The 24665-nt window shown below is 67.5% G+C and carries 25 protein-coding genes; 6 read left to right on the top strand and 19 right to left on the bottom strand.

What is annotated here, in order from left to right:
- Positions 1-287: 287 nt before the first annotated feature.
- The 9 genes from lexA to AC1DVA_RS03625 all read right to left on the bottom strand — a co-directional run bounded on the left by lexA (position 288) and on the right by AC1DVA_RS03625 (position 8427).
- The gene (gene lexA / locus AC1DVA_RS03665; RefSeq protein ID WP_476805008.1) at positions 288-1004 is read right to left on the bottom strand and encodes a transcriptional repressor LexA; all 717 of its coding nucleotides are present in this window, start codon (positions 1002-1004) and stop codon (positions 288-290) included.
- Between the two features lie 81 nt (positions 1005-1085).
- Positions 1086-2297, bottom strand: coding sequence for a molybdopterin molybdotransferase MoeA (locus AC1DVA_RS03660; RefSeq protein ID WP_476805007.1), 1212 nt, complete (start codon positions 2295-2297; stop codon positions 1086-1088).
- Positions 2298-2354: 57 nt separating this feature from the next.
- Entirely contained in the window at positions 2355-2837 is a 483-nt protein-coding gene (gene moaC, locus AC1DVA_RS03655; RefSeq protein WP_476805006.1) for a cyclic pyranopterin monophosphate synthase MoaC, read from the bottom strand.
- On the bottom strand, positions 2834-3646 hold the full coding sequence (trpC, locus tag AC1DVA_RS03650) for an indole-3-glycerol phosphate synthase TrpC (protein ID WP_476805005.1): 813 nt from the start codon (positions 3644-3646) through the stop codon (positions 2834-2836). The genes moaC and trpC overlap by 4 nt, the downstream gene beginning before the upstream one ends.
- Positions 3647-3653: 7 nt before the next feature.
- A complete protein-coding gene (gene trpD / locus AC1DVA_RS03645) occupies positions 3654-4667 on the bottom strand; it encodes an anthranilate phosphoribosyltransferase (RefSeq protein ID WP_442864981.1) in 1014 nt (337 codons plus the stop codon).
- 15 nt (positions 4668-4682) lie between these two features.
- Complete coding sequence (locus AC1DVA_RS03640) at positions 4683-5300, bottom strand: anthranilate synthase component II (protein WP_265053536.1); 618 nt, start codon at positions 5298-5300, stop codon at positions 4683-4685.
- 77 nt (positions 5301-5377) lie between these two features.
- Entirely contained in the window at positions 5378-6412 is a 1035-nt protein-coding gene (locus AC1DVA_RS03635; RefSeq protein WP_476805004.1) for an aldo/keto reductase, read from the bottom strand.
- A gap of 109 nt (positions 6413-6521) precedes the next feature.
- Positions 6522-8033, bottom strand: coding sequence for a helicase HerA domain-containing protein (locus tag AC1DVA_RS03630; protein ID WP_476805003.1), 1512 nt, complete (start codon positions 8031-8033; stop codon positions 6522-6524).
- 112 nt (positions 8034-8145) lie between these two features.
- Positions 8146-8427, bottom strand: coding sequence for a YARHG domain-containing protein (locus AC1DVA_RS03625; protein ID WP_476805002.1), 282 nt, complete (start codon positions 8425-8427; stop codon positions 8146-8148).
- A 267-nt stretch (positions 8428-8694) separates the two neighbouring features.
- Here AC1DVA_RS03625 and AC1DVA_RS03620 point away from each other — a divergent pair, with 267 nt between their 5' ends.
- Positions 8695-9237 (top strand): ceramidase domain-containing protein, encoded by a 543-nt coding sequence (locus AC1DVA_RS03620; protein WP_476805001.1) that lies wholly within the window; start codon positions 8695-8697, stop codon positions 9235-9237.
- Here the strand turns inward: AC1DVA_RS03620 and AC1DVA_RS03615 are convergent.
- From AC1DVA_RS03615 to AC1DVA_RS03605, 3 genes are read right to left on the bottom strand one after another with little or no spacing between them, the layout of a single operon-like run.
- On the bottom strand, positions 9209-9508 hold the full coding sequence (locus AC1DVA_RS03615) for a hypothetical protein (RefSeq protein WP_265053531.1): 300 nt from the start codon (positions 9506-9508) through the stop codon (positions 9209-9211). The genes AC1DVA_RS03620 and AC1DVA_RS03615 overlap by 29 nt on opposite strands.
- A 45-nt stretch (positions 9509-9553) precedes the next feature.
- A complete protein-coding gene (locus AC1DVA_RS03610) occupies positions 9554-10585 on the bottom strand; it encodes an AMP-binding protein (RefSeq protein ID WP_476805000.1) in 1032 nt (343 codons plus the stop codon).
- A 10-nt stretch (positions 10586-10595) separates the two neighbouring features.
- Positions 10596-12398, bottom strand: coding sequence for an extracellular solute-binding protein (locus tag AC1DVA_RS03605; protein WP_476804999.1), 1803 nt, complete (start codon positions 12396-12398; stop codon positions 10596-10598).
- A 294-nt stretch (positions 12399-12692) separates the two neighbouring features.
- On the opposite strand from AC1DVA_RS03605, the gene AC1DVA_RS03600 reads away from it, so the two are divergent.
- On the top strand, positions 12693-13487 hold the full coding sequence (locus tag AC1DVA_RS03600; protein WP_476804998.1) for an invasion associated locus B family protein: 795 nt from the start codon (positions 12693-12695) through the stop codon (positions 13485-13487).
- 103 nt (positions 13488-13590) lie between these two features.
- Here AC1DVA_RS03600 and hspQ read toward each other — a convergent pair whose 3' ends face one another.
- Together hspQ and AC1DVA_RS03590 are read right to left on the bottom strand one after the other, a co-directional pair.
- Positions 13591-13920 carry a heat shock protein HspQ gene (gene hspQ, locus AC1DVA_RS03595; protein ID WP_265053527.1) on the bottom strand — a complete coding sequence of 110 codons (330 nt, stop codon included), beginning with the start codon at positions 13918-13920 and terminating at the stop codon, positions 13591-13593.
- Positions 13921-14032: 112 nt separating this feature from the next.
- Positions 14033-15082 (bottom strand): HpcH/HpaI aldolase/citrate lyase family protein, encoded by a 1050-nt coding sequence (locus tag AC1DVA_RS03590; protein WP_476804997.1) that lies wholly within the window; start codon positions 15080-15082, stop codon positions 14033-14035.
- A gap of 274 nt (positions 15083-15356) precedes the next feature.
- Here AC1DVA_RS03590 and AC1DVA_RS03585 point away from each other — a divergent pair, with 274 nt between their 5' ends.
- Together AC1DVA_RS03585 and AC1DVA_RS03580 are read left to right on the top strand one after the other, a co-directional pair.
- Positions 15357-16328: an AEC family transporter gene (locus AC1DVA_RS03585; RefSeq protein ID WP_476804996.1), complete on the top strand. Its 972-nt coding sequence runs from the start codon at positions 15357-15359 to the stop codon at positions 16326-16328.
- Positions 16329-16400: 72 nt separating this feature from the next.
- Positions 16401-17522: a CaiB/BaiF CoA transferase family protein gene (locus tag AC1DVA_RS03580; protein ID WP_476804995.1), complete on the top strand. Its 1122-nt coding sequence runs from the start codon at positions 16401-16403 to the stop codon at positions 17520-17522.
- Positions 17523-17666: 144 nt separating this feature from the next.
- On the opposite strand, the gene AC1DVA_RS03575 is transcribed toward AC1DVA_RS03580, so the two are convergent.
- Complete coding sequence (locus AC1DVA_RS03575; protein ID WP_476804994.1) at positions 17667-18842, bottom strand: UbiH/UbiF family hydroxylase; 1176 nt, start codon at positions 18840-18842, stop codon at positions 17667-17669.
- Between the two features lie 135 nt (positions 18843-18977).
- Between AC1DVA_RS03575 and AC1DVA_RS03570 the strand changes: the two genes are divergently transcribed.
- Both AC1DVA_RS03570 and AC1DVA_RS03565 read left to right on the top strand, forming a co-directional pair.
- Positions 18978-19952 carry a quinone oxidoreductase family protein gene (locus AC1DVA_RS03570; protein WP_476804993.1) on the top strand — a complete coding sequence of 325 codons (975 nt, stop codon included), beginning with the start codon at positions 18978-18980 and terminating at the stop codon, positions 19950-19952.
- A 444-nt stretch (positions 19953-20396) separates the two neighbouring features.
- Positions 20397-20750, top strand: a complete 354-nt coding sequence (locus AC1DVA_RS03565) for a hypothetical protein (protein ID WP_476804992.1) — start codon at positions 20397-20399, stop codon at positions 20748-20750.
- 12 nt (positions 20751-20762) lie between these two features.
- Here AC1DVA_RS03565 and rimO read toward each other — a convergent pair whose 3' ends face one another.
- The 4 genes from rimO to AC1DVA_RS03545 form a co-directional block, all read right to left on the bottom strand.
- A complete protein-coding gene (gene rimO, locus AC1DVA_RS03560) occupies positions 20763-22082 on the bottom strand; it encodes a 30S ribosomal protein S12 methylthiotransferase RimO (RefSeq protein WP_265053520.1) in 1320 nt (439 codons plus the stop codon).
- A 102-nt stretch (positions 22083-22184) separates the two neighbouring features.
- Entirely contained in the window at positions 22185-23051 is an 867-nt protein-coding gene (locus tag AC1DVA_RS03555) for a sulfurtransferase (RefSeq protein WP_476804991.1), read from the bottom strand.
- Complete coding sequence (locus AC1DVA_RS03550; RefSeq protein WP_265053518.1) at positions 23048-23485, bottom strand: OsmC family protein; 438 nt, start codon at positions 23483-23485, stop codon at positions 23048-23050. Before AC1DVA_RS03550 ends, AC1DVA_RS03555 begins: the two co-directional genes overlap by 4 nt.
- Before the next feature lie 129 nt (positions 23486-23614).
- Positions 23615-24661, bottom strand: a complete 1047-nt coding sequence (locus AC1DVA_RS03545) for a sulfate/molybdate ABC transporter ATP-binding protein (RefSeq protein WP_476804990.1) — start codon at positions 24659-24661, stop codon at positions 23615-23617.
- Between the last annotated feature and the right edge of the window lie 4 nt (positions 24662-24665).

The raw sequence follows: 24665 nt of genomic DNA, 5'->3' as shown, positions 1-24665 counted from the left end.
CAATCATCGAGGACTGCCTCCGCGCCGACCTCGTCGTCACCGCGATTTCCTGGAGCGGCGCCTGCAAGGCGAGGTTGATCAGCCGTGGCGCGCTGAGCCGCGACCTCGCTCTATCGAACAGCGACAGGCTGGAGCAGCCATGTCTCGGAGCAGGGCGCCGCAGACCGTCCCTGGAGCCGCCGCCGCGAGCAGACGCAGGCGACGCCACCCGCGCCGCGGGCCAACAATCAGCCACCCACCAACCCGGCATCGGTGTCCGTCGACAGCGACGCCGACATCGAACGGCTTCAGTAGCGCCGCATCAGATTGACGAGACGGCCCTGGATCTTGACCCGGTCCGGTCCGAGCACGCGGGTTTCGTAGGCCGGGTTCGCCGCTTCGAGCGCGATCGAGGAGCCGCGCTTGCGCAGCCGCTTGAGGGTAGCCTCTTCGTCGTCGATCAGCGCCACCACGATATCGCCGGTATTGGCCGTGTCCTGCCTGCGGATGACGACCGTGTCGCCGTCGAGAATGCCGGCTTCGACCATCGAATCGCCGCGCACTTCGAGCGCGTAATGTTCGCCGGAGCCGAGCATGTCGGGCGGCAGCGAGACGGTGTGGCTGCGGCTCTGGATCGCCGAGATCGGCGTGCCGGCGGCGATGCGTCCCATCACCGGGATCGCGATGGAGGAACGGCTGTCTTCATCGGCTCCGGAACCCGGGCGTGGCTTGCCGAGGCTGGGCTGCGATCCGAGACCGCCCTGGACGATGGCCGGACTGAACCGGGGGCGCGGCTGCGGGGCGCCGAGACCGTCGGGCTTCTTGATGACTTCGAGCGCGCGCGCCCGGTTGGGCAGGCGGCGGATGAAGCCGCGCTCCTCCAGCGCCATGATCAGCCGGTGGATGCCGGATTTCGAGCGCAGATCGAGCGCGTCCTTCATCTCGTCGAAGGAGGGCGGCACCCCGCTCTCGCGCAAGCGTTCCTGGATGAAGCGCAGGAGTTCGTGTTGCTTGCGTGTCAGCATGGTTGCCGCCAGCCCTTCAAAGCGCAGATTCGAAACAAAGCACGAACACCATACGCGTTCTGCTTGTGTTCCGCAAGCGGCCTACCGCAGCGGCAGGATCCGGCAGGGATCGCCCGTCTTGGCCGCGTCGGCGAAGGCGGGGCGGATCGTCAGCGCCTGGGCTCGCGCCAGCGTGCCGAGCATCGAGGAATCCTGCCGGCCGAAAGGTGTCGCCACCCATCCCTCGGGGCTCAACGCCAGCTCGGAACGCAGATAATCCTCGCGCTCGTCATTCGCCGGCATGTCGCGACCCAGGATGGCGGGGATGCTCCGGTCCAGATCTGCATCGGCCATGCCGAGCAAAGCCTCTATCAGCGGCAGCACGAAGAGGTGGCCGCAGACGATCGAGGAGACCGGATTGCCGGGCAGGCCGACCACGACCATGCGGCCGAGCCGGCCGGTCATCATCGGTTTGCCGGGCCGCATCGCGATCTTCCAGAAGCCGAGCTCCATGCCCGCCCGCGTCAGAGCCTCCTGCACGAGGTCATGGGCGCCGACGGAGGCGCCGCCAAGCGTGATCAGCACATCGGCATCGGCGGCCTGGGCCTGTCCGATCTTGGCGGCGAGATCGGCATGATCGTCGCGGGCGATACCGAGATCGAGGGGAGCGCCGCCGGCCTTCTCGACCAGCGCGGCCAGTGAAAACGAGTTCGAGGCGACGATCTGATCGCGCCCGACGGGCTCGCCGGGAGCGACCAATTCGTCGCCGGTGGCGAGGATCGCGACGCGGGGCTTGCGCCGCACCGGCAGAGCCGGATGCCCCATCGCCGCCGCGAGCCCGAGCGCGGCGCTGTCGAGCACCCGTCCGGCCGCCAACAACACATCGCCTTCATGAAAATCGAGCCCGGCGGCGCGCAGGAACTTGCCCTTCGCCGGCGGCACGCGCACCCGGATCGTCGGGCTGTCGACGCCGTCGGCATCTTCCTGGATCAGGATGGTGTCGGCGCCGGCCGGCATCGGTGCGCCGGTGAAGATCCGCACTGCCTGGCCCGGCCCGACGCGGCCCTCGAAAGCCCGGCCGGCGGCGGATTCGCCGATCACGGCAAGGCTGACGCCTTCCGCCATGTCGTCACCGCGAACCGCGTAGCCGTCCATCGCCGAGTTGGCGAAGGGCGGCTGGGTGCGCAGCGCCTTCACGTCGGCGCCGAGCACGCGCCAGCCGCATTGGGAGAGCGGCAGGGTCTCGGTTCCGGTCGGCCCCGGAATGCTGTCGAGCAACGCCTTGCGCGCGACGGGGACCGGGGTGAGCGCCATCAGAGCATGATGCCGAAAAGTGAGAACCGGTTTTCGGGCGACATCATGCTCACTCCTCTAACCAGCCTTCGCGTCGTAGTCGCCGGACTGTCCGCCGGATTTGTGCACGAGCCGGATATTCTCGATCCGCATCGCCCGGTCGACCGCCTTGACCATGTCGTAAACGGTGAGGCAGGCGACCGAGACGGCGGTCAGCGCCTCCATCTCGACGCCGGTCTGGCCGGTCATCTTGACCTCGGCGCGCACGCGCACACCCGGAAGCGCCTCGTCGAGATCGAGATCGACCGCGATCTTGCTCAGCAGCAGCGGATGGCAGAGCGGGATCAGCTCATGCGTGCGCTTGGCCGCCATGATGCCGGCAAGCCGCGCCGTGCCGAGCACGTCGCCCTTCCTAGCGTTGCCATCGCGCACGATCGCGACCGTCTCCGGTGCCATCACGACGCTGCCCTCGGCTATTGCCGTGCGGGTCGTCTCGGCCTTGCCGCCGACATCGACCATATGCGCCTGGCCCTGGGCGTCGAGGTGGCTGAGCCGGCTCACGCCGCGCTCTCTTGCGCCTGCCCGGTCAGCAGCGCCCGCGTTGCCGCCGTGATATCGGCCTGCCGCATCAGGCTTTCGCCGACGAGGAAGCTGCTGACGCCGATCGTGTTGAGCCGGGCGACGTCGGCATGGGTGAAGATGCCGCTCTCGCTGATGACGATACGGTCGGCGGGCACGCGTGGCGCCAGCCGCTCGGTCACGGCGAGATCGACGTTGAAGCTGCGCAGGTCGCGATTGTTAATGCCGAGAAGCCGGCTTTCGAGCTTCAGTGCACGATCGAGTTCGGCGTCGTCATGGACTTCGACGAGCACGTCCATGTCGAGCTCGCGCGCGGTCTCGTTCAATGCCCGGGCGGTTTCGTCGTCGACGCCGGCCATGATGATCAGGATGCAGTCGGCACCCCAGGCCCGCGCCTCATAGACCTGATAGGTGTCGTAGAGGAAATCCTTGCGCAGTGCCGGCAGGCCAGAGGCCTCGCGCGCCTGCGTCAGGAATTCCGGCCGGCCCTGGAAGGAGGGTGCGTCGGTCAGCACGGAGAGGCAGGCCGCGCCGCCGGCCGCATAAGCGCGGGCGAGCGAAGGCGGGTCGAAATCGGCGCGGATCAGCCCCTTGGACGGGCTGGCCTTCTTGATCTCGGCGATGAGTGCAGGGGTGCCGCCCGCGACCTTCACTGCCAGCGCCTCGGCGAAGCCGCGCGGCTTGCCGGCAGCGCGGGCGTGCCGCTCGATCTCGGCGAGGGGCATGGCGGCCTTCGCCGCCGCGATCTCCTGGCGCTTATAGGCTTCGATCCTGGCGAGGATGTCGGTCATGCCGCCCTCACGCGTTCGAGATTTTGACGAGGGCGGCGAGCGTCGCCCTGGCCTTGCCGGAATCGAGCGCGGCCGTCGCCTGGGCGAAGCCGTCCTTCAGATCCGTGGCCTTGCCTGCGACGAGCAGCGCGGCAGCAGCGTTGAAGGCGGCGATATCGCGGAAACCGGTCTTTTCGCCAGCGAGCACGGCGTTCAGCGCTGCGGCGTTCTGCTCCGGCGTGCCGCCGCGCAGCTCTTCCGGCTTGGCCGGCGCGAGACCGACATCCGCGGGATTGATCAGGAAGCTCTCGATCTTGCCGTTCTCGAGCGAGACGACGCGGGTCGGGCCGGTGGTGGTGATCTCGTCGAGCCCATCCGAGCCATGCACGGCCCAGACGCGGGTCGAGCCGAACGAGGCCAGCACCTTGACCATCGGCTCCAGCCAGGTCTCGGAGAAAGCACCAATCAGCTGGCGCTTCGCCCCGGCCGGGTTGGAGAGCGGGCCGAGCAGGTTGAAGATCGTGCGCGTGCCGAGCTCGGTGCGCACCGGCGCGACATGGCGCATCGAGGCATGGTGCGTCGGCGCGAACATGAAGCCGACGCCGGCTTCGCGGATGCATCGTTCGGTGCCGGCCGGATCGAGCCCGACCTTGACACCGAGCGCGGTCAGCACATCCGCCGCGCCGGAGCGCGAGGATGCCGCCCGGTTGCCGTGCTTGGCGACGGGCACGCCGCAGGCGGCGGTGATGATCGAGGCCAGGGTCGAGACGTTGTAGGAGCCGGAGGAATCGCCGCCGGTGCCGACGATGTCGATCGCCTCGGGCGGCGCCTTCACCGGCAGCATCTTGCCGCGCATCGCACCGACCGCGCCGGCGATCTCGTCGATGGTCTCGCCGCGCACACGCAGCGCCATCAGGAAGGCGGCCGACTGCGCGTTGGTGACCTCGCCGGAGAGGATGGTGTCGAAGGCGTCGCGCGCTTCCTCGCGCGAGAGCGTCGCGCCGGTCGCGACCTTGGCGATGAAGGGTTTGAAATCGTCCATGGAAACTCTGCGGAATCAGGCTGTTGGGATCAGGGCGGCGGCGTCATGTTCGCTGCGCCATCGCTGAGCGAGGTCGAGGAAATTCCGTAGAATCGTCGCGCCATGCTCGGAGGCGATGCTCTCCGGATGGAACTGGACGCCATGCACTGGCAGCTCGCGATGAGAGAGCGCCATGATCAGGCCGTCATCGGTCTCGGCCTCGATGTCGAACACCGGCGGGCAGGTCGAACGGTCGACGACCAGAGAGTGATAGCGCGTCGCCTGCAGCGGCCCGTTGATGCCTCGGAACAGGCCGCGCGCCTTGTGCCGGATCGGAGAGACCTTGCCATGCATCGGCAGGGGCGCCCGCACGACCTCACCACCGAAGGCCTGGCCCATCGCCTGCAGGCCGAGGCAGACGCCGAAGATCGGCTTCACGCCTGCGCCTTCGCGGACGAGGTCGAGGCAGATGCCGGCCTCGTTCGGCGTGCAGGGGCCGGGCGAGAGCACGATCGCGTCATGCTCGCCACTGAGCGCATCCTCGACCGACAGCGCATCGTTGCGCCAGACGTCGACCTGCGCCCCCAGCCCGCCAATGAGGTGGACCAGGTTCCAGGTGAAGCTGTCGTAGTTGTCGATCAGCAGAACGCGCATGGCATGACCTGTTAATTCGGCTTGAGGTCATGCACGTTCGGGGGCCGGGTGGTCAAGTTTCGCGCGGGGTGCGCGAGTTACACCACCGGCGGATTCAGCTGCGCGAAACCGGCCTGCCGCCGATAGGGGAAATACGGGTAGGGCGCGGTCCGCACGCTTGCAGCATCGAGGCGCGCGACCTGCTCGGCAGTCAGGTTCCAGCCGACCGCTCCGAGATTGTCGCGCAATTGCTGCTCGTTGCGGGCGCCGATGATGACGGAGGAGACAGTCGGGCGCTGCAGCAGCCAGTTGATCGCGACCTGCGGCACGCTCCTGCCGGTCTCCTCGGCGATGGCATCGAGCACATCGACGATGGCGTAGAGTTGTTCGTCCTCGACCGGCGGGCCGAACTCAGCGGTCTCATGCAGGCGGCTGCCGGCAGGCACCGGCTGGCCGCGCCGGATCTTGCCGGTTAGGCGGCCCCAGCCGAGCGGGCTCCAGACCAGCGCCCCGACGCCCTGGTCGCGGCCGAGCGGCATCAGCTCCCATTCGTAGTCGCGCCCGACCAACGAGTAATAGACCTGATGCGCGACATAGCGCGTCCAGCCGTGGCGTTCGGCTGCGGCGAGGGACTTCATCAGTTCCCAGCCGGCGAAGTTGGAGACGCCGACATGGCGCAGCTTTCCGGCGCGGACGAGCGTGTCGAGCGTCGAGAGCACCTCCTCGACCGGCGTGCCAGCGTCGAAGGCATGCAATTGCAGCAGGTCGATATAATCGGTGCCGAGCCGCCGCAGTGCGTCCTCGGTCGCCTTGATCAAGCGGCTGCGCGAGGAGCCGGCATCATTGGGGCCGTCGCCCATCGGCAGGGTCGTCTTGGTCGAGATCAGCAGCTTGTCGCGGCGTCCCTTGATCGCTTCGCCGAGCACCTCCTCGGAAGCGCCGTTCGAATAGACATCGGCGGTGTCGAACAGGTTCAGCCCGGCTTCGAGGCAGATATCGACCAGGCGGCGCGCCTCCCGGGCATCGGTCGTGCCCCATGCGCTGAAGAGCGGCCCGGTTCCGCCGAAGGTGCCCGCGCCGAAGCTCAGGGCAGGGACCATCAGTCCCGAATGACCCAAACGCCGATATTCCATGATCCAGATCTCCTGTGGAGGCCGGAACGTGGGGTTACCAAGCCGGCGCGATTAGCCCGCTCACCGGAACAGCATTGGTGAGTTCAAGTCATCGAGCCCGCGAGGGCCGCTAGCCTCGCGCGCTGCGCGGCATGCCCGCGGTACGCGGCTGCGCCAGCCCCGGCGCGGTCTCGACGCCGAGCGTCGGGAGCGCCAGTGTCCGTAGCCCGCGAAAATCGACATGGCAGACGATGAGGCCGCGCTCCTCGATATAGCCGAGAAGCCGCCGCGCCCGGCTGGGCGAATGGCTGCCATAGACCCGCGCCAGCTCGGCATCGCTCGGGCAGGGCGCGCCCTCGATCGCGGTTCGCGCGATGAACAGGAAGAGCCCCTGCAGATCCTCCGGCAAGCTGCCCGAGGCTTCGACCGCCGTCCGCCAGCCATCGCTGGTCGCGATGCTGTCGCTGACGCCGGCCCGCGCGACGGCGAGCCTGCGGCGGAACTCCTCCAGGCTCAGATGCGTGCGGCCTAGCCGGCGCATCCGGCAGCGCACGGTGAAATCCTGATAGAGCACCGCGACCTGTCGCGAGCGCGCCTCCGGATCGGCCATCAGCTCGCGCAGGATTTCGACCATGATCGCCTCGCGCGCGCCCGGTTCCAGCTCGATCTCGGGCTCGGGCTCGGCCTGCGGGGCAGGGCGGTAGTTCTCGATCTGCCTCAGCACGTCGCCGGCGGCCGGGCGCGGCCGGGGCGCGGGTCGGACCGGGCGCGCCATCGGCGGCGGCTCGTCCTCGCCCGGCGTGAAGATCAGCTTGCCGGCGTCTTCGGGGGCCTGTTCCGGCAGGGGCATCAGCCCCGGCGCGCCGCCGCGATCCACCGAACTGACGGTGCCGATCCTGAGCGGCAACGGCCGCTTGGACAAGGCGGGGCCGAGCGCGACGAACTGCCCGCGTTCGAGGTCGCGGAACATCTCGGCCTGCCTGCGGTCCATGCCGAGCAGATCGGCGGCGCGGGCCATGTCGATATCGAGGAAGGTGCGGCCCATCAGGAAGTTGGAGGCCTCGGCCGCGACGTTCTTGGCGAGCTTGGCGAGGCGCTGGGTCGCGATCACGCCGGCAAGGCCGCGCTTGCGGCCCCGGCACATCAGATTGGTCATGGCACCCAGCGAGAGCCGGCGCGCTTCGTCAGAGGCTTCGCCCGCCATCACCGGCGCGAAGAGCTGGGCTTCGTCGACCACGATCAGCATCGGGAACCAGAGCGAGCGGTCGACGTCGAAGAGCCCGCCGAGGAAGGCGGCCGTGGCGCGCAACTGCTCGTCGGCCTCGAGGTTCTCGAGATTGAGCACGACCGAGACGCGGTGCTGGCGCACCCGCAGCGCGACGCGCTGCAATTCGGCCTCGCCGCATTCGGCATCGACCACGACATGGCCGAACTGGTCGGCGAGCGAGACGAAATCGCCCTCCGGATCGATGATCGCCTGCTGGACGAGCGGCGCGCTCTGCTCCAGCAGGCGGCGCAGCAGATGCGACTTGCCCGAGCCGGAATTGCCCTGCACGAGCAGCCGCGTCGCCAGCAATTCGGCGAGATCGATGAGACCGGGCTCGCCGGTCCGTGTCGTTCCCATCTCGATCGCTGTCGTCATGCGGGTCGTAAATCGCCTTGATTGGCCGCGCGCAGAGGCACGGCCGGCGCTTCTAGCACGGGCTCGCCCTCGCGGGGCGCAGGGCTGCGATGCATTCCACAGGCAATCGCCGTCAGCGCGGGCAGCGCAGCGCCCGCTCCTGCCTGACGATGTCGGCAACGGCGCGCCGGTCGTTGGCGGAGAGCGGCACGTCCTGGATATCGTCATACTGGCAGCCGGCATTGCCGAAGGCCGCGATCGCGCGCTGCGTGCGGAAGCAGTAGCCCTGCGCCTTGTATATCTCGTTGCGGGCCGTCCAGAGGCCGGCGCAGGTTGCCGGGTCGGCCGAAGCAGGGCTCGCAGCTCCCACGGCGAGCAGGAAGACTCCGGAGAGCGAAAGGCGAAGGCTGCGCATGATGGTCGTTCCTGATGGTCAGGGAGCGAACTTCGCGGAGCGCAGCCGCCGAGACAAGCCTCGGCCGCGACACGATAATGTCGCAACACGCGGGCTTGGCTGGCGGTGTCGGGTTGTAAATGGGCGATCGGATGCGGTTCGGCTATTGCGAAAGACTGGACGGCAGCTTCTGGGCCGAGCCTTTCAACGCGGCGACCAATGCGGCGTTTCTTGCCGCGGCGCTGGCGGCCTTCTGGCTTTGGCCGGCAGGGCGTCCGTGACCGGAGCGTGCTCGCGCTGATCCTCATGGTCTTCGCGATCGGGGTCGGGTCCTTCCTGTTCCACACCATGCCAAATCGCTGGACGGTGGCGGCCGATGTCCTGCCGATCCAGCTCTTCGCCTTCGGCTATTTCGCCTTTGCGCTTCGGCGATTCTTTGGCGCGTCGAAGCGGGTGGCGGCCGCGGGGACGCTCGCCTTCTTCGGCCTCGCGCTCGGCCTCTCCTGGGCGGGGCGATCAATCCTGCCGGCGATGGTGGCGGGCTCCGCCGGCTATGCCGCGTTTCTGCTGGGGCTTATCGGCATTGCGCTCGCCATGCCGCGTGATCCCGTCCTCCGCCGGCCGCGGAGGCTGCTTGCTCTGGCCGGCTCGGCGTTCGCCGTTTCGCTGACGATGCGCAGTATCGACGGGCCGCTTTGCGGAGCCCTGTCGCTGGGCACCCATTGGCTCTGGCACCTGCTGAACGCGGTGGTGCTCTACACGCTGCTGCGCGCCGCGGCGCTGCCGGCGGGCAGGACGAGCATCACTGCTTCGTCATTTCCAGACAGGTGATGAGCTGGACGTAGCTCGGCGGTCCGCCGAGGCTCGCACCTTCGGTACAGGTCGTACGGGCCTGCACTGGGAATTCCGACCAGCGCATCTCGAGGGCGCCGCGGGCCTTTTCCTCATCGTCGCGGCAGGCGGCGACAGGGCGGCCGATCCCTGTGGAGGACTTGCCCGCGGCTTCGCAGGAGGCGGCGATATCGAAACGCGGCACCCCGTCGGCAACGAGAGTGACCGGGCTGGCCGAGAGGGAGAGCAGAACAACGCCGAAGGCAAGCATGGTGGACACTCCGCGGAATGCGCCCCGACACCGTCCCCGCGCCGATCAACCGATGGGCGACTGGCGCCGGGTCACGGTGATATCGGACGCAGTATGCACCGCGATATCGACGATGGCGAGATCGGGGCGATCAATTGCCGGATAGGCCGGTTTGCCAGTCATCCTTTGCACGAAGACGAGGCTGGCCAGAGCCGGATGCCCCGCCAGCCGCGAATGCGCCAGTGCTGGCTCCATCTCGCCCGGCAGGACGAGATGGACGCTGCGCCCGCCCTCGACGCAGGCCTGCAGGTCTCCGAGGTTAAATAGGCCGAGCGGCAGCAGCTCGACTCCCGTCAGCATCGCCATGCCCGGCCCGCTGGCGAGCGAGGCGAGGTCGCCGCCGACCAGGGTGGTGACGATCCGCGACGAGGTCATCGGCTTGAGGGCACGCGAAATCTCGAGCGCCTTGCCCAGAAGCTCCCGTTCGGAGATTCGCTGCGGTCCTTCGAACGAGATGGCATCGGCGACCTGCAGCCACGGCCGCTCCACAAGGCCGGGGAGGGGATGCAGGCTCGCATTGGCCATCAGCGCGTCGAGCGGGGCGACGCCATCCGGCACATCGGGGCCGAAGCCGCCGACGAACCGGGTGCCGAAGGCGCGCATCGCGAGGTTGCGCAGCATCAGCAGCGGCCGCAACGGTCCGACCCTGCTGACGCCGAGCGCCATGACGGCGCCCGAAGCCTCGATGAGGCGCAACAGCTCCAATTCGTTCCCATGGAGCGGCAGCATCAGTGGCGAAAGGCCGGCGCGCAGGCAGGCAAGCATGGAGACGATCGCCTCCGGCCCGAGCGGCGCCAGGATCGCCACGCTTGCCCCCGGCTGTCCCTTGTTGACGGTCAGGAGCCGCGCCAGCCGGTCGATGCGCTGTTCGAGCTGGAGAAAATTGATCGAGGCCGGGCTGACGTCGCTCCAGCCGCGTCGCCCCGGCGGGTCGCGCAAGGCCGCCTCATAGCCGCGTCCGCGGATCAGCGCCTTGAGCAGCGTGTCGATATCGAGCCCGTCGAGCAGGGCGGAAGCTTCGTCCTGTTCAGCCCGCATCGACGGCCCTTCAGTTCGCCGGCGCCGGCGCGGCCGGGAGGCGCGCCAGCATTTCGTTGGAAAGGAAATAGCCCGGCTGGCGCCCCGCCATCACGACGTTGCGCGCCAAAGCAAGCCAGGTGTCCGGCAGGTAATAGAGCGGCACGACGTAGAAACCCGACAGCAGCAGCCGGTCGAGGGCGCGCACCGCCGCGACGAAATCCTCGCGCTCGCGGGCGCCGAGCAGGGCCTGGAGCACGGCGTCGATGGCGGGAGATTTCACCCCGGCATAGTTGAGCGAGCCCTTACGCTCGGCATTCGCGGCACCCCAGCGGCCGATCTGCTCGTTGCCGGGCGAGGCCGAGGCAGGCCAGGTCCATTGGATCATGTCGAAGTCGAAGGCCGAGAGACGCCGCCAGTACTGCACGTCGTCGATCAGGCGGACGCTGGCCGCGATGCCGAGACGCCCGATCGACTGCGCGTAGTTCAGCGCGAGCCGCTCCTGCGGGCGGCTGGTGACGGTGATCTCGAAGGCGAAGGGCTCGCTTTTGCCGTTGCGCAGCACGCCGTCCTGCAGCGCGTAGCCGGCGGCCTTGAGCAGGTCGAGCGCCTTGCGCGCCTGCTCGCGGTCGCGGCCGGAACCGTCGGTCTCGGACGGCTTCCAGGCCCCGGCCAGGATGTCGTCGCGCACGGCACCGGGAAAGGCTGCGAGCAGCGCCTTCTCGCGCGCGTCTGCGGGCACGCCGAGGGCCGAGAGTTCCGAATCGGAGAAGAAGCTGCCGGCGCGCCGATAGACGCCGTGGAACAGGTTGCGGTTGACCCATTCGAAGTCGAACAGCAGCCCGAGCGCCTCACGCACGCGGATGTCGGAGAACACCGGCCGGCGCGTGTTGAAGACCAGCCCGGTCATGCCCTTTGGCGTGTCGAAATGCAGCGTCTGCCTGACGATGCGGCCGTCATGCACCGCCGGCACGTCGTAGCCCGTCATCCAGCGGGTCGGGTCGCCCTCCAGGCGGACATCATAGAGCCCGGCCTTGAACGCCTCGAACAACGCGTTCGAGTCCCGGTAGAAATCGTAGCGAATCTCGTCCGCGTTGAAGAGACCCTGCGTCAGCGGGTGATCCTCGGCCCAGAAATCCTTGCGCCGCTTCAGAGTCAGCGCTTCGCCCGGCCTGACCTCGCTGACCGCATAGGGACCTGAGCCGAGGGCAGGCTTGAAGCTGGTCTCGCCGAAGCTCTCCGCATTCGTCGCATGCCTGGCGAAGATCGGCAGGGCGCCGATCACCAGCGGCAATTCGCGGTTGGAGCCGTCGCCCAGCTCGAACTCCACCCGGCGCTGCGAGGGGGCCGAGGCCTTCGTGATCCGCGCCAGGCTGGAACGGTGGAACGGCTTGCCCTTCGTCTTCAGCATCTCGACGGTGAAGAGCACGTCGTCGGCTGTCACCGGGGTGCCGTCGGAGAACGTCGCGCGCGGATCGAGATCGAAGGCGAGTTTCCTGCGGTCTGCGTCGAGCTCCACGCGCAAGGCGAGCAGGCCATAAGCGGTGAAAGGCTCGTCTGCCGAACGGAAGAGCAGGCTCTGCTGAACGTATTTCGGCACGGCGTCGGGTGCGACGCCGAGCACGACCAGCGGATTGAGGCTGTCGAACGTGCCCTGGATGCCGAAGACGATACGCCCGCCACGCGGAGCCTTGGGGTCGGCATAGGGCAGGTGAGCGAAGCCGGGAGGGAGCGCCGGCTGGCCGTGCATCGCGATGGCGTGCTGCACCGGCACCGAATCGGCCAATGCCGATCTGCCGCGCGCCAGCAGGGCGAACGGGCTCAAGGCAAGCATCAAGTTGACCCTGCGGCGGCTCGCCACCGAGGGCAATCGCATAAAATCCATCGTCCGACCTGATTCCCTACGTCAGAATAGCATGGGCTGCAGGTCGTCACGCAGCTATTCGGGCTGGAATCTGGCGCGCGAACTCGCTAAAGGCGGGACAGGGTGTCATTCAAACGCCTCAATCGCCCTTGATGTGCACGGCTTGAAAAGGCTGGCGCCGCCATGCGATTGAGCCGTCGGCGGTGACACGCGCGGCTTGCGAAGTCGTGATCCCCGAATTCGCCTGATAAGGAAAGCCAAGGAATGTCCGCTTCGTTTCGCCTGTCATCGTCTGCCCTAGGGCTCGCCCTCAGCGCGGCGGTCGCCTTCTCGCCCGTCGCCGCTTTCGCGCAGGCCCCGCGGCCGGCGACCCCGGCGCGGCCGGCAGCCCCGGCTCAGCAGCCCGCCGCCCCGGCCCAGCAGCCGGGCGCCGCGGCGACCGGCCCGACCGTCGTCCAGGTCAAGCCGGAGCCTTCGCAGACCAGCTGGACCAAGGTCTGCGGCAAGGACCAGGGCGCCAACAAGGAAATCTGCTACACGACCCGCGACTTCGTTTCGGATCAGGGCCAGCCGGTGCTCGCGGCCGCGATCTATGACGTCAAGGGCGACCCGAACAAGATCGTCCGCTTCCTGATGCCGCTCGGCCTGCTGCTGCAGCCCGGCATCCGCTTCGGCGTCGACAACGCCCAGCCGGTCGGCGGCCGCTACGCGATCTGCTTCCCGAACGGCTGCTTCGCCGAGGCGCAGGTCAAGGACGACTTCATCAATGCGATGAAGAAGGGCACCACGCTGAACATCAGCGTCCAGAACCAGGGCGCCCGTGAGGTGACCTTCGCGATTCCGCTGGCCGATTTCGCCAAGGGCTTCGACGGCGCGCCGATCGATCCCAAGGTCCTCGAGGACCAGCAGAAGCAGCTTCAGGACGAGCTGGCGAAGCGCCAGGAAGAGCTGCGCCAGCGTCTCGGCGCCGGCGGCGCCAACGCGGCCCCGGGTGCCGCTCCCACGCCGGGCGCTCTTCCGGTTCCGGGCGCTGCCCCGGCGATCCCGCCCAAGCCCTGATCGGCCGGCTGAAGCCAAGAATAGAAAAGGCCGGCTCCAAGAGCCGGCCTTTTTGTTTTCCGTATACCGAAATGCTCAACTTGCTTGGCTGAAGACGCTTTCTTCAGTTCAGTTCGGTCCGGTCGATCCGATACCGGCCCTTGCGGTCTCGCCGGAAGAATTCCTTGGCGCGCGGATGGCGGACCGGTTCTCCGGAATCGTCGCTGACGAGATTCTGCTCCGAGACATAGGCGACGTATTCCGTCTCCTCGTTCTCCGCGAAGAGGTGGTAAAAGGGCTGGTCCTTCGACGGGCGCATGTTCTCCGGAATCGCCATCCACCATTCCTCGGTGTTGGAGAAAACCGGGTCGACGTCGAAGATCACGCCACGGAACGGGTAGACGCGGTGCTTGACCACCTGCCCGATCCGGAATTTGGCCGAACGCGCTTCCATAGTTGATCCATACTGAACCGGCCGATCCGCCGCCGGCTTACGTCCTCGCCGCCCTTGCGAGAGCAATGCGTCCTAAATGCGTCGAGATCAATGGATTAGGCCGTTTGTCCCATCACATTCCGTAGCGTTCCGCGAGATCGGGGTCGCGTGCCGCGACCTGGCGAGCAAGGTCGACGATCACCTTCGCCTGCTTCCAGGTGGCGTCGTCCTGCATCTTGCCGTCGATCATCACGGCGCCGGAGCCGTCCGGCATCGCCTCGATGATGCGCTTGGCGAAGGCGACCTCGGCCGGGTCGGGGCTGAAGACCCGCTTGGCGATCGCGATCTGCGAGGGATGCAGCGTCCAGGCGCCGGCGCAGCCGAGCAGGAAGGCGTTGCGGAACTGCGCCTCGCAGGCGTCCGTATCGGCGAAATCGCCGAAGGGGCCGTAGAACGGCTTGATCCCGGCGGCCGCACAGGCATCGACCATCTTGGCCAGCGTATAGTGCCAGAGATCCTGCTGGGCGATGGCGCGTGGCCCGCCATCGGGGGAGGGGTCCGCGATCACCTTGTACTCGGGATGGCCGCCGCCGACGCGCGTGGTCTTCATCGCACGCGAGGCGGCGAGGTCGGCGGGCCCGAGGCTCATGCCGTGCATGCGCGGGGAAGCCGTGGCGATCGCATCGACGTTCTTCACACCCTCGGCCGTCTCGAGGATGGCGTGGATCAGGATCGGCTTCGGCAGGGCATGGCGCGCCTCGAACTGCGCGAGCAGCTGGTCGACGTAATGGATGTCCCAGGGACCTTCGACCTTCGGGACCATCACCACGTCGAGCTTGCCGCCGATCTCCGCGGTGATCGCGGTTATATCGTCGAGGAACCAGGGCGAGTTCAGCGCATTGACGCGGGTCCACAGCCCGGTCTTGCCGAAATCCACGGCCTTGCCCATGGCGATGAAGCCGTCGCGAGCGGCCTGCTTGGCTTCGACCGGGATCGCGTCCTCGAGGTTGCCGAGCACGATGTCGACCTGGGGCGCTAGCTCTCCGACCTTTGCGCGCACCTTCTCCAGATGGGGCGGCACGAAATGGATCATGCGCTCGAGCCGCAGCGGCAGCTCGCGGTAAGGCTCCGGCGCGCCGATCGTGAGCGGACGAAAGAACTGGCGCGGCGTCTTGGTCGTCATCGGGCGCTCCGTGCTGCAACGCAGCGAATGTGGATGAGCCGATGGCACGCGTCCATCGGCCTTTCGATAAAGCAGTAGGTCTATATGCCTGGGTTTATTTTCCTTCCATGCCGCGTGGGTATTTAAGCCTAGGTTTAAAGTCCATCCGTTGCGTTGATGGCAGGGCGCCACGGTCCGAATGGCCTTGCCGGGCCTGCGTCATGCGCTAGATGCAGATGGCCGCGATGGGGTTCGGGCTCGGAGCGGGCGCCTTGACCGCAGGACTGACGCACCGATGGCCGACCTTCTCAGCATCTTCAACCTGGTGGCGCCGTTCTTCGGGCTGATCCTGCTCGGCTTCGCCATCGGTCGTTACAAGCAGCTGCCGGAGGCCGGGCTCGCCTGGCTGCAGTTCTTCCTGATCTATGTGGCGCTGCCGCCGCTGTTCTACAGGCTGATCGCCGACAAGCCGCTGAGCGAGCTCGCCAACTGGAAGTTCATCGCCGGCACGACCACGGCGACCTTCTGCGCCTTCTGCCTGTCCTTCGCGATCGGGCTGAGACACGCCAAGGGCGACATGCCGCAGGCGGTGATGCAGGGCGTCGCCGGGGCCTATTCCAACATCGGCTATATGGGGCCGCCGTTGATCCTGGCCGCGCTGGGGCCGGAGGCCAGTGCGCCGGTCGTGCTCATCTTCGTCTTCGACAGCGTCCTGCTGTTCTCGCTCGTTCCCCTGCTCATGGCTATCGCAGGCGTCGAGAAGAAGAGCGTGCTCGCCACGGCGCGCGAGGTGGTCTGGCGGGTTCTGACGCATCCGTTCAACGTCGCGACGCTTGCCGGCGTGCTGGCGAGCTATCTGAAGTTCGAACTGCCGGTGGCGCTCGACCGGATGGTGCTCTGGCTGTCGCAGGCCGCCGCGCCCTGCGCGCTCTTCCTGCTCGGCGTCACCGTTGCGCTCAGGCCGATGAAGACGATGCCCGGCGAGGTTCCGGCGCTGGTCGTGATCAAGCTCCTGCTGCATCCGCTGCTGGTCTGGGTTCTGCTCTCGGCGCTCGGCGGTATCCCGACCCACTGGATCTATGCCGCGATCATCATGGCGGCCCTGCCGCCGGCCCTGAACATCTTCGTGATCTCGACCCAGTATCGTGTCGGCGTCGAGCGCGCCTCCGCCTGCATCCTCGTCGGCACGATCGTGTCGATGGTCACGCTGCCGGGCTTCCTGTGGCTGGTGAAGACGGGCAGGATAACGGCCGATCTCTTTCACTAGAGCATTTCCGAGCGAAGTGGACGCCGGTTCGCGTGAAGAAAATGCGATGAAGCAAAGAATCTAAGGACGCCGATGCTGCCGCTGGACGACCTGCTGGTCCTCGATTTCTCGACGCTCCTGCCCGGGCCGCTGGCGAGCCTCTTCCTGAGCGAGGCCGGCGCGCGCGTCGTCAAGATCGAGCGGCCGGGTGGCGAGGACATGCGCGGCTTTCCGCCCCGTTTCGGCGAGACGTCAGCGCCTTTCGCCGTGCTCAACCGCGGCAAGGAGAGCGTCGAGGTCGACCTCAAGGCGCCGGATGCGCTGGCGCGGCTCAGCCCCCTGATCGCGAAGGCCGATATCCTGATCGAGCAGTTCCGGCCGGGCGTGATGGGGCGGCTCGGCTTCGGCTACGAGGCGCTGAAGGCGCTCAATCCACGGCTGATCTACTGCTCGATCAGCGGCTACGGCCAGCATGGGCCGCGCGCGCAGGAGGCCGGACACGACATCAACTATCAGGCGCTGGGCGGGCTGCTCGGGCAGTCGCTCAAGCGCGGCGACGCGCCGCCCCTGCCACCGCCGCTCGTCGCAGACATCGCCGGCGGCACGATGCCGGCCGTCCTCAACATCCTGCTGGCGCTGCGCCAGCGCGACCGCAGCGGGCAGGGTTGCCATCTCGATATCGCCATGGCCGATGCGATGCCGACCTTCGCCTGGTACGGGCTGGCGCAGGGCCAGGTGACGGGCTCCTTTCCCGATGGCGGCGAAGGCATGCTGACCGGGGCGAGCCCGCGCTATGGCCTCTATGCCACCGCCGATGGCTGGTTCCTCGCGGTCGGAGCGCTAGAGCCCAAGTTCTGGCAGAGCTTCTGCGAGGGGATCAGCCTCGATGAGAGGCTGCGCGACGACCGCCGCGATCCCGAGGCGACCCGCATCGAGATCGCGCGCATCATTGCAGGCGAAAGCGCCAGCCACTGGCGCGCCGTGGTCGAGCCGCTGGATTGCTGCTGCACTGTGGTGCGGACGCTGGAAGAGGCGGTCTCCGATCCGCAGATGACCGCGCGCGGCCTGCTCGATACGCAGGTCGAGGAACCCGGCGGCCGGCGGCTTGTCTCGACGCCGCTGCCATTGGCACCCGTATTCCGAGAGCAGGCGGAGGGGCTCCGGCGCGTCGCGGCGAGCGGCGCCGATACGCGGAAGACATTGGGCGAAGCCTGACCTGACTCCGCCGTCGTTCTCGGGCGGAGCCTTCTCGGCTCAAGGATAAACTCCGCGCAGACCCGAGAACTCTTGCCGGAAGAAACACATGAGCCCGCTTCGGCATGAGATGCTCGGGTCAGGCCCGAGCATGACGACCGTCCGTCAGGAAGCCGCCCCGCCCGCGAGCCCCTGCCGCATCACGAAGCGGCGCAGCGGGCCGATCCGCGACAGGGCGAGCAGGCCCGCGCCTCGCAGGAGATCGGCCGGCAGCAGGTCGGTCAGCAGCGTGCGGTTGAGCGCATCGACCGCGCCGGTCCGCAGCCTGACATCTGTCCGGCGCGCGGCGTCGTATTCCGCAATCACGGTCTCGCTGCCTGTGTCCGAAGCGCCTGCGAGCGCATCGCATAGCGCCGCGACATCGCGCAGGCCGAGATTGAGCCCCTGCGCGCCGATCGGCGGGAAGACATGCGCGGCCTCGCCGATCAGCGCCATACGGCCGGCGCCAAAGCGCTCGACCGAAAGCCCGCTCATCGGCACCCTCCCGCGCGGGCCTACCACAGTCATTGCGCCGACCAGCGACTGCACCTGCCTCTCGGCGCGAAGTGCGAAGGCGGCATCGTCGAGCGCCGCGACGGCTGCCGCTTCCTGCGGATCGAGCAGCCAGACCAGCGAGGAGCGTCGTCCGGGCAAAGGCACGAGCGTGCAGGGTCCCTGTCGCGTATGGAACTCGGTCGAGACCTCGCGATGATCGCGGCGGTGCTCGAAGATCGCGGTCAGCGCCACCTGCGGATAACGCCAGTCCCGGCTCTCGATTCCCGCGGCGCTGCGAACCTGCGAGTTGCGGCCGTCGGCACCGACCACGAGCCGGGCGCTCATCGGCGCGAAGCCCTCGCCGGACAGCCGGATGCTATCGGCTTGTGGCTCGATGGCACGGACCAGGCCTGGGATCATCCGCAGGCCGGGTACCGCACCGGCCTTCTCCGCCAGGATCGCCGTCAGATCGGCATTCTCGATGTTCCAGCCGAAGGCCTCGAGACCGATCTCGGATGCGCGGAACTCGACGGGCGGCTGGCGAAACAGGCTGCCGCTGTCGTCGACGAGGCGCATGACGGTGAGCGGCGCCGCCTTGTCGAGCAGGGCGCCCTGCACGCCGAGATCGGCCAGAAGTCGCCAGGAGCCGTCGAGCAGCGCGACGGTGCGTCCGTCACGCGGCGTCGCGACCGGGCCGAGCAGGGCGACACTGCGGCCTTCGCGGCTGAGCGCCAGCGCGGCCGCGAGGCCGACGGCGCCGGCGCCCACGATGGCGATATCGACCGGATCGGCGGTGTGCGTGCTCATGACACTTGGCTATCCGATGAACCGCGTTTTGGCCACGGGCCGCAAAGTCGCAAGGTGCGTTCTGCGTTCTGCAAGCTGCTGCTTTCGCGCATGATCCACTAAGGTCGGGCATCAAACCCAAGGGAGACGCCTTTCATGGTCAAAGCCATCCGCGCGCATAAAACCGGTGGGCCGGAAGTCCTCCAGCTCGAAGACATCACATTGCCGCAGCCGGGCCCCGGCGAGGTTCTGATGCGGAACCGGGCGATCGGCCTCAACTTCATCGACACCTATTTCCGCTCTGGCCTCTATCCGGCGCCGCAGCTGCCCTTCGTCCTCGGCAACGAGAGCGCCGGCGATGTTCTCGCCGTCGGGCCGAACGTCACGGAGTTCAAGGTCGGCGATCGCGTCTCGGTGGTTTCGACCCTCGGCGCCTATGCCGAGGAGCGCATCGTGCCCGCAGCCTCCGTCGTCCCGTTGCCGGACGGCATTTCCTATGAGGCGGCCGCCAGCATGATGCTGAAGGGGCTGACGGCCGAATACCTGCTGCACCGGACCTACAAGGTGAAGCCGGGCGACACCATCCTCGTCCATGCGGCGGCCGGGGCCACCGGCCTCATCCTCTGCCAATGGGGCAAGGCACTGGGCGCGACCGTGATCGGCACCGTCGGCTCGAAGGAGAAGGCCGAGCTTGCCAAGGCGCATGGCGCCGACCACGTCATCAACTACCGCGAGGAGGATTTCGCCGCGCGCGTGAAGGAGATCACCGGCGGGAAGCTCTGCGACGTGGTCTATGACGGCGTCGGTAAGGACACCTTCATGAAGTCGCTCGACACGCTGAAGCCCTTCGGCCTGATGGCGTCCTTCGGCAACGCGTCTGGCGCCGTCGAGGCTTTCAACCTCGGCATCCTCTCCGCGAAAGGCTCGCTCTATGTCACGCGCCCGACGCTCAATACCCACACCGCCAAGCGCGAGACCATGATCGCGATGGCGAAGAACCTGTTCGAGGCGGTGACGAGCGGCAAGGTCAAGGTGCCGGTCAACGCGACCTTCCCGCTGAAGGACGCCGCCGAGGCGCACCGCCTGCTGGAGTCGCGGGGCACCACGGGCTCGACGGTTCTGATCCCCTGATCCGGCAACGTCATGCCCGGGCTTGACCCGGGCATCTCGGGCCGGAAGGAACCCCGGGCATTGAAGGACGACCCGGTTTTCTCGGGTCTGCTCTCGCCTCCGCGCGAGAATGCCGCACCACCGCAATCCCGTGCTTCCGCTCGCCGGTTTGACCGAACCGCGCCGTCATTCCAGGGCGGGCCGCAGGCCCGAGCCCGGAACCCATGAACACCACGGCCCATCCAAAAGCGCGCCGATCCCGACAAGCCTTCTCGTCCGACCCTGTGTTCATGGGTTCCGGGCTCTTCGCTGACGCGAAGCCCCGGAATGACGGCGGATTCGCGTGTAAAATCGGCGCCCGCCAGCCGGGCGCATTTTTGTTTTGGCATCCATGAACCCGAAGGGCCGGCGCCGCGACAAATCGGCATCAGCGGGACACGCTGACAGCCATTCGGGACCAGGACGATGCCCAGCAAGCTTCAGATCACCGGCTTCCTTTTCGCGACCTTGACCCTTTCCGGCGTGGCGATGGCCCAGCAGGGCGGCGGAGCGGGTGGCGGCGCGGGTGGCGATGCCGGCGGCGGCGACACCTCGGTCATTGCGGTCCGGCTGAAGGATCAGGAGCGCTTGCGGGTTCCCCGCCCGGTCCGTACGAGCACCGAGGTTGCCGGTGCGAACTGCATCACCCATGCCTGCAACGAGCCGCCGAAGCGGGGCGAGCCGGTCGTCCATCTCGTCGACAATTGCGGCGGCGATCTCAGGATCGCGCGGGACCGCAGCGGACGCGCCGTCCGCCGGGTCTGCGAGTTCAACAACTGATCGTGGTTGCGCTCAAACGGCGACGCCGTGCAGATCGTAGGCGTCGGCACGCTCGATCTTGACGGTGACGATGTCGCCGGGACGCAAGGGACGCCGGCTCGCCACATAGACGTTTCCGTCGATCTCCGGCGCGTCCCATTTCGAGCGGCCCTTGGCGACTGTCGGACCGGCTTCGTCGATGATCACCGGGATGCGCTTGCCGACTCGGGCCTTGACGATGCGGGTGGAGATCTCGGCCTGCGCCTTCATGAAGCGATGCCAGCGCGCCTCCTTCTCCTCCTCGGGAACGAGGGTAAGTCCGAGGTCGTTGGCGGGGGCGCCCTTCACCGGCTCGTATTTGAAGCAGCCGACGCGCTCCAGTTTCGCTTCCTTCAGCCAATCGAGCAGGAACTGCACATCCTCCTCCGTCTCGCCGGGGAAGCCGACGATGAAGGTCGAGCGGATGGCGAGGTCTGGGCAGATGTCGCGCCATTTTCGGATGCGGTCGAGCGTGCGGTCCTGATGGGCCGGGCGCTTCATCGCCTTCAGGACGGAGGGCGAGGCGTGCTGGAAGGGGATGTCGAGATAGGGCAGCACCAGCCCTTCCTGCATCAGCGGGATGACCTCGTCGACATGCGGGTAGGGGTAGACGTAGTGCAGGCGCACCCACATCCCCATCTGCCCGAGTTCGCGGGCAAGCTCGAAGAAACGCGTGCGAACCTCGCGGTCCTTCCACATCGACGGCGCGTATTTGATGTCGAGGCCATAGGCGCTGGTGTCCTGCGAGATCACCAGCAATTCCCTAACGCCCGCCTTGGCCAGCTTCTCGGCCTCGCGCAGCACATCGCCGATCGGTCGCGAGACGAGGTCGCCACGCAGCTTCGGGATGATGCAGAAGGTGCAGCGGTTGTTGCAACCCTCTGAAATCTTCAGATAGGCGTAGTGCCGCGGTGTCAGCTTGATGCCCTGATCGGGCACGAGGTCGACGAAGGGGTCATGCCGGGGCGGCACCGCCTGATGCACGGCCGAGACGACGCTCTCATAGGCCTGCGGGCCGGTGATCGCGAGCACGTTCGGGAAGACGTCGCGGATCTGCTCGGGCTCGGCGCCCATGCAGCCGGTGACGATGACCTTGCCGTTCTCGGCCATGGCCGAGCCGATCGCCTCCAGCGACTCCGCCTTGGCGGAATCGAGGAAGCCGCAGGTGTTGACGATGACGAGGTCTGCGCCCGCATGGCTCTTCGAGAGCTCATAGCCCTCCGACCGCAAGGAGGTGATGATCCGCTCGGAATCGACGAGCGCCTTGGGGCAGCCCAGCGAAACGAAGGAGATTTTCGGCGCGACGGCGTTCATCGGCTGGTGGCTCGGTCAAAATGTCAGGAAGCGCCGCGCGTCACGGCACGCGATCGGCGCTTCCTTTGAACCTTTTCAACCTGTTTTGCAATCGAAAGCGCGTCAGGCCGCCTTGCCGGTCGCGACCGGCCGCTCCGGATCCTGCGTCCAGTCGGTCATCGAGCCGTCGTAGAGGGCGATCTCGTCGCGGCCGAGCACTTCGGAGAGCACGAACCAGTTCGCGGCGGCCGAATGCCCGGTGTTGCAATAGGACACGACCGGGCCGTTCGGCACCGTTGCGTAGAGCTTTTCCAGCTCTCCGGGCGCTTTGAGCTTGCCGCTACCCGGCACGAAGGCCTCGGCGTAGTCCCGGGGAATCGCCCCGGGGATGTGGCCGGCGCGCGTTGCCTCCGCCGCCTTCTCGCGCCCGTCGAAATAGCTCGGTCCGCGCGCGTCGACGAGGCTCGCCTGCTTGCTGCGCGAGGCGACGAGTGTGGCGTCCGTCGTGCTGCGCAGGCGCTGCTGGGCGATGATGGGATAGGGATCCGCGCCCTTCGGTGCCGATGCGCCGGTCTCGACGGGCCGCTTCGGATCGGCAGCCCACGCCTTGAAGCCGCCGTCGAGCACTGCCTGCTGGCCGTGGCCGATGAATTTCAACGTCCAGTAGACCCGCGCCGCCGCAGCGAAATCAGTCGCGGCCGTGCCTGCCGGGACGATGACGATATCGTCATGCGGCTTGATGCCGAGCCGTCCGACCAGCGCGGCGACATGGTCGAGCGGGGGCAGCAGGCCCGGCGCATTGCCGATCTTGGCGCGCCAGCCATCGGCCGCATAGTCGGAATGAACAGCGCCGGGAACATGCCCGGCCTCGAAGGCGTCCTTGCCACCATCGGCGGCGGTGCGGATGTCGATGACGACGAGTTTCTCGTCGCCAAGCCGGGCGGCGAGCGCCTCCGGCGAGATCAGTCCTGCGAACTCAACCTGGCTCATGCAGCGGCCTCCTTGTGCAGTTCGTCGATCACTTCGAGGCTGTAGGTCATCTCGGCCGTCGCCCCGAGCATGATCGAAGCCGAACAGTATTTTTCCTTCGACAATGTGACGGCGCGTTCCGCCTTGGCCTGCGAAAGGCCCTTGCCGGTGATGCGGTAGACGAGGTGGATCTTGGTGAAGACCTTGGGATCGGTGGTGGCGCGTTCGGCCTCGACCTCGACATCGCAGCCGGTGACCGATTCACGGCCCTTCTTGAGCATGCCGACGACATCGAAAGCCGTGCAGCCGGCGAGCCCGATCAGCAGCATCTCCATCGGCCGGATACCCAGATTGCGCCCGCCATATTCAGGCGCGCCGTCCATGATCATGGCGTGTCCGCTGCCGGACTCGCCCATGAAGGCCATGCCTTCCACCCATTTCGCGCGTGCTTTCATCGCGATCTCCCATCCGGATCGTGGCCCGGCCGGCGCGGTGGCCGGCTGGATTCGCAGCGGAGGCTAGGGCATCGAGCCGAAAAGGGGAATCCGCTTTTCCAGATCACCGATGCCGAACAATCGGGTCGATCAAGCGGCAGCGAACAGGTTGCCATGGGTGATGCGCAGCCGGATGCGCTCACCGATCGCCGGAGCGACCTGGCTGGCAAGATCGACCTCAAGCCGTTTCTTGAGCCCGTCGACCGCCACCTCCGCCCGGCGCAGCGGGCCGTTGCGACGCAGATGCTCGACCACGCCGGGCAGGGCCAGCGGCGTCTCGTCGACGATGCGCAGATGCTGCGGGCGGACATAGAGCGAGGCCGAACCGCCCTGGTTCTGCGTGATGCCGCCCAGCACCGGCCGGTCGCCGAAGAAGGCCTGGCTGCCGACGACCTTCACAGGGAGCTTGTTCACCTCGCCGAGGAACTCGCAGATGAAGGGCGTCGCCGGATGGTCGTAGACGTCGTCGGCCGAGCCGACCTGCTCGATGCGCCCCTCGTTCAGGATCGCGACGCGGTCGGCGAGTTCCAGCGCCTCTTCCTGGTCATGGGTGACGAAGACGGTGGTGTGGCCGGTGCGTCCGTGCAGTTCGCGCAGCCAGGCCCGCAGATCCTTACGCACCTTGGCGTCGAGCGCGCCGAAAGGCTCGTCGAGCAGCAGCACGCGCGGCTCGATCGCAAGCGCGCGGGCGAGCGCGACGCGCTGCCGCTGGCCGCCTGAGAGCTGGCTCGGATAGCGCTTTTCGAGGCCGGGCAACTGAACGAGTTCAAGCAAGTCGCCGACGCGCTTGCGGATTTCCGCGGAGTCGGGGCGCTCGTGGCGGGGCCGGGACTTCAGCCCGAAGGCGATGTTCTCGGCGACGTTCATCGTCTTGAACAGCGCATATTGCTGGAAGACGAAGCCGATGCGGCGCTCGCGCAGCGAGAGATCGCGCGTATCGGTCTCCCCGAACAGCACGCGGCCGCGATCGGCCTCTTCCAGCCCGGCGATCAGGCGCAGCAGCGTGGTCTTGCCCGAACCGGACGGACCGAGCAGCGCAACGAGCTCTCCCGGCTGGATATCGAGCGAGACCCCCCGCAGCGCCGGAAAGGTATCGAAGCGTTTCTCGATGGTTTCGATGGTGACGGCGACCGACATGGCG

Source organism: Allobosea sp. P4_C6, assembly GCF_056402015.1.
This window is presented reverse-complemented; position numbering and strand designations above follow the sequence as displayed.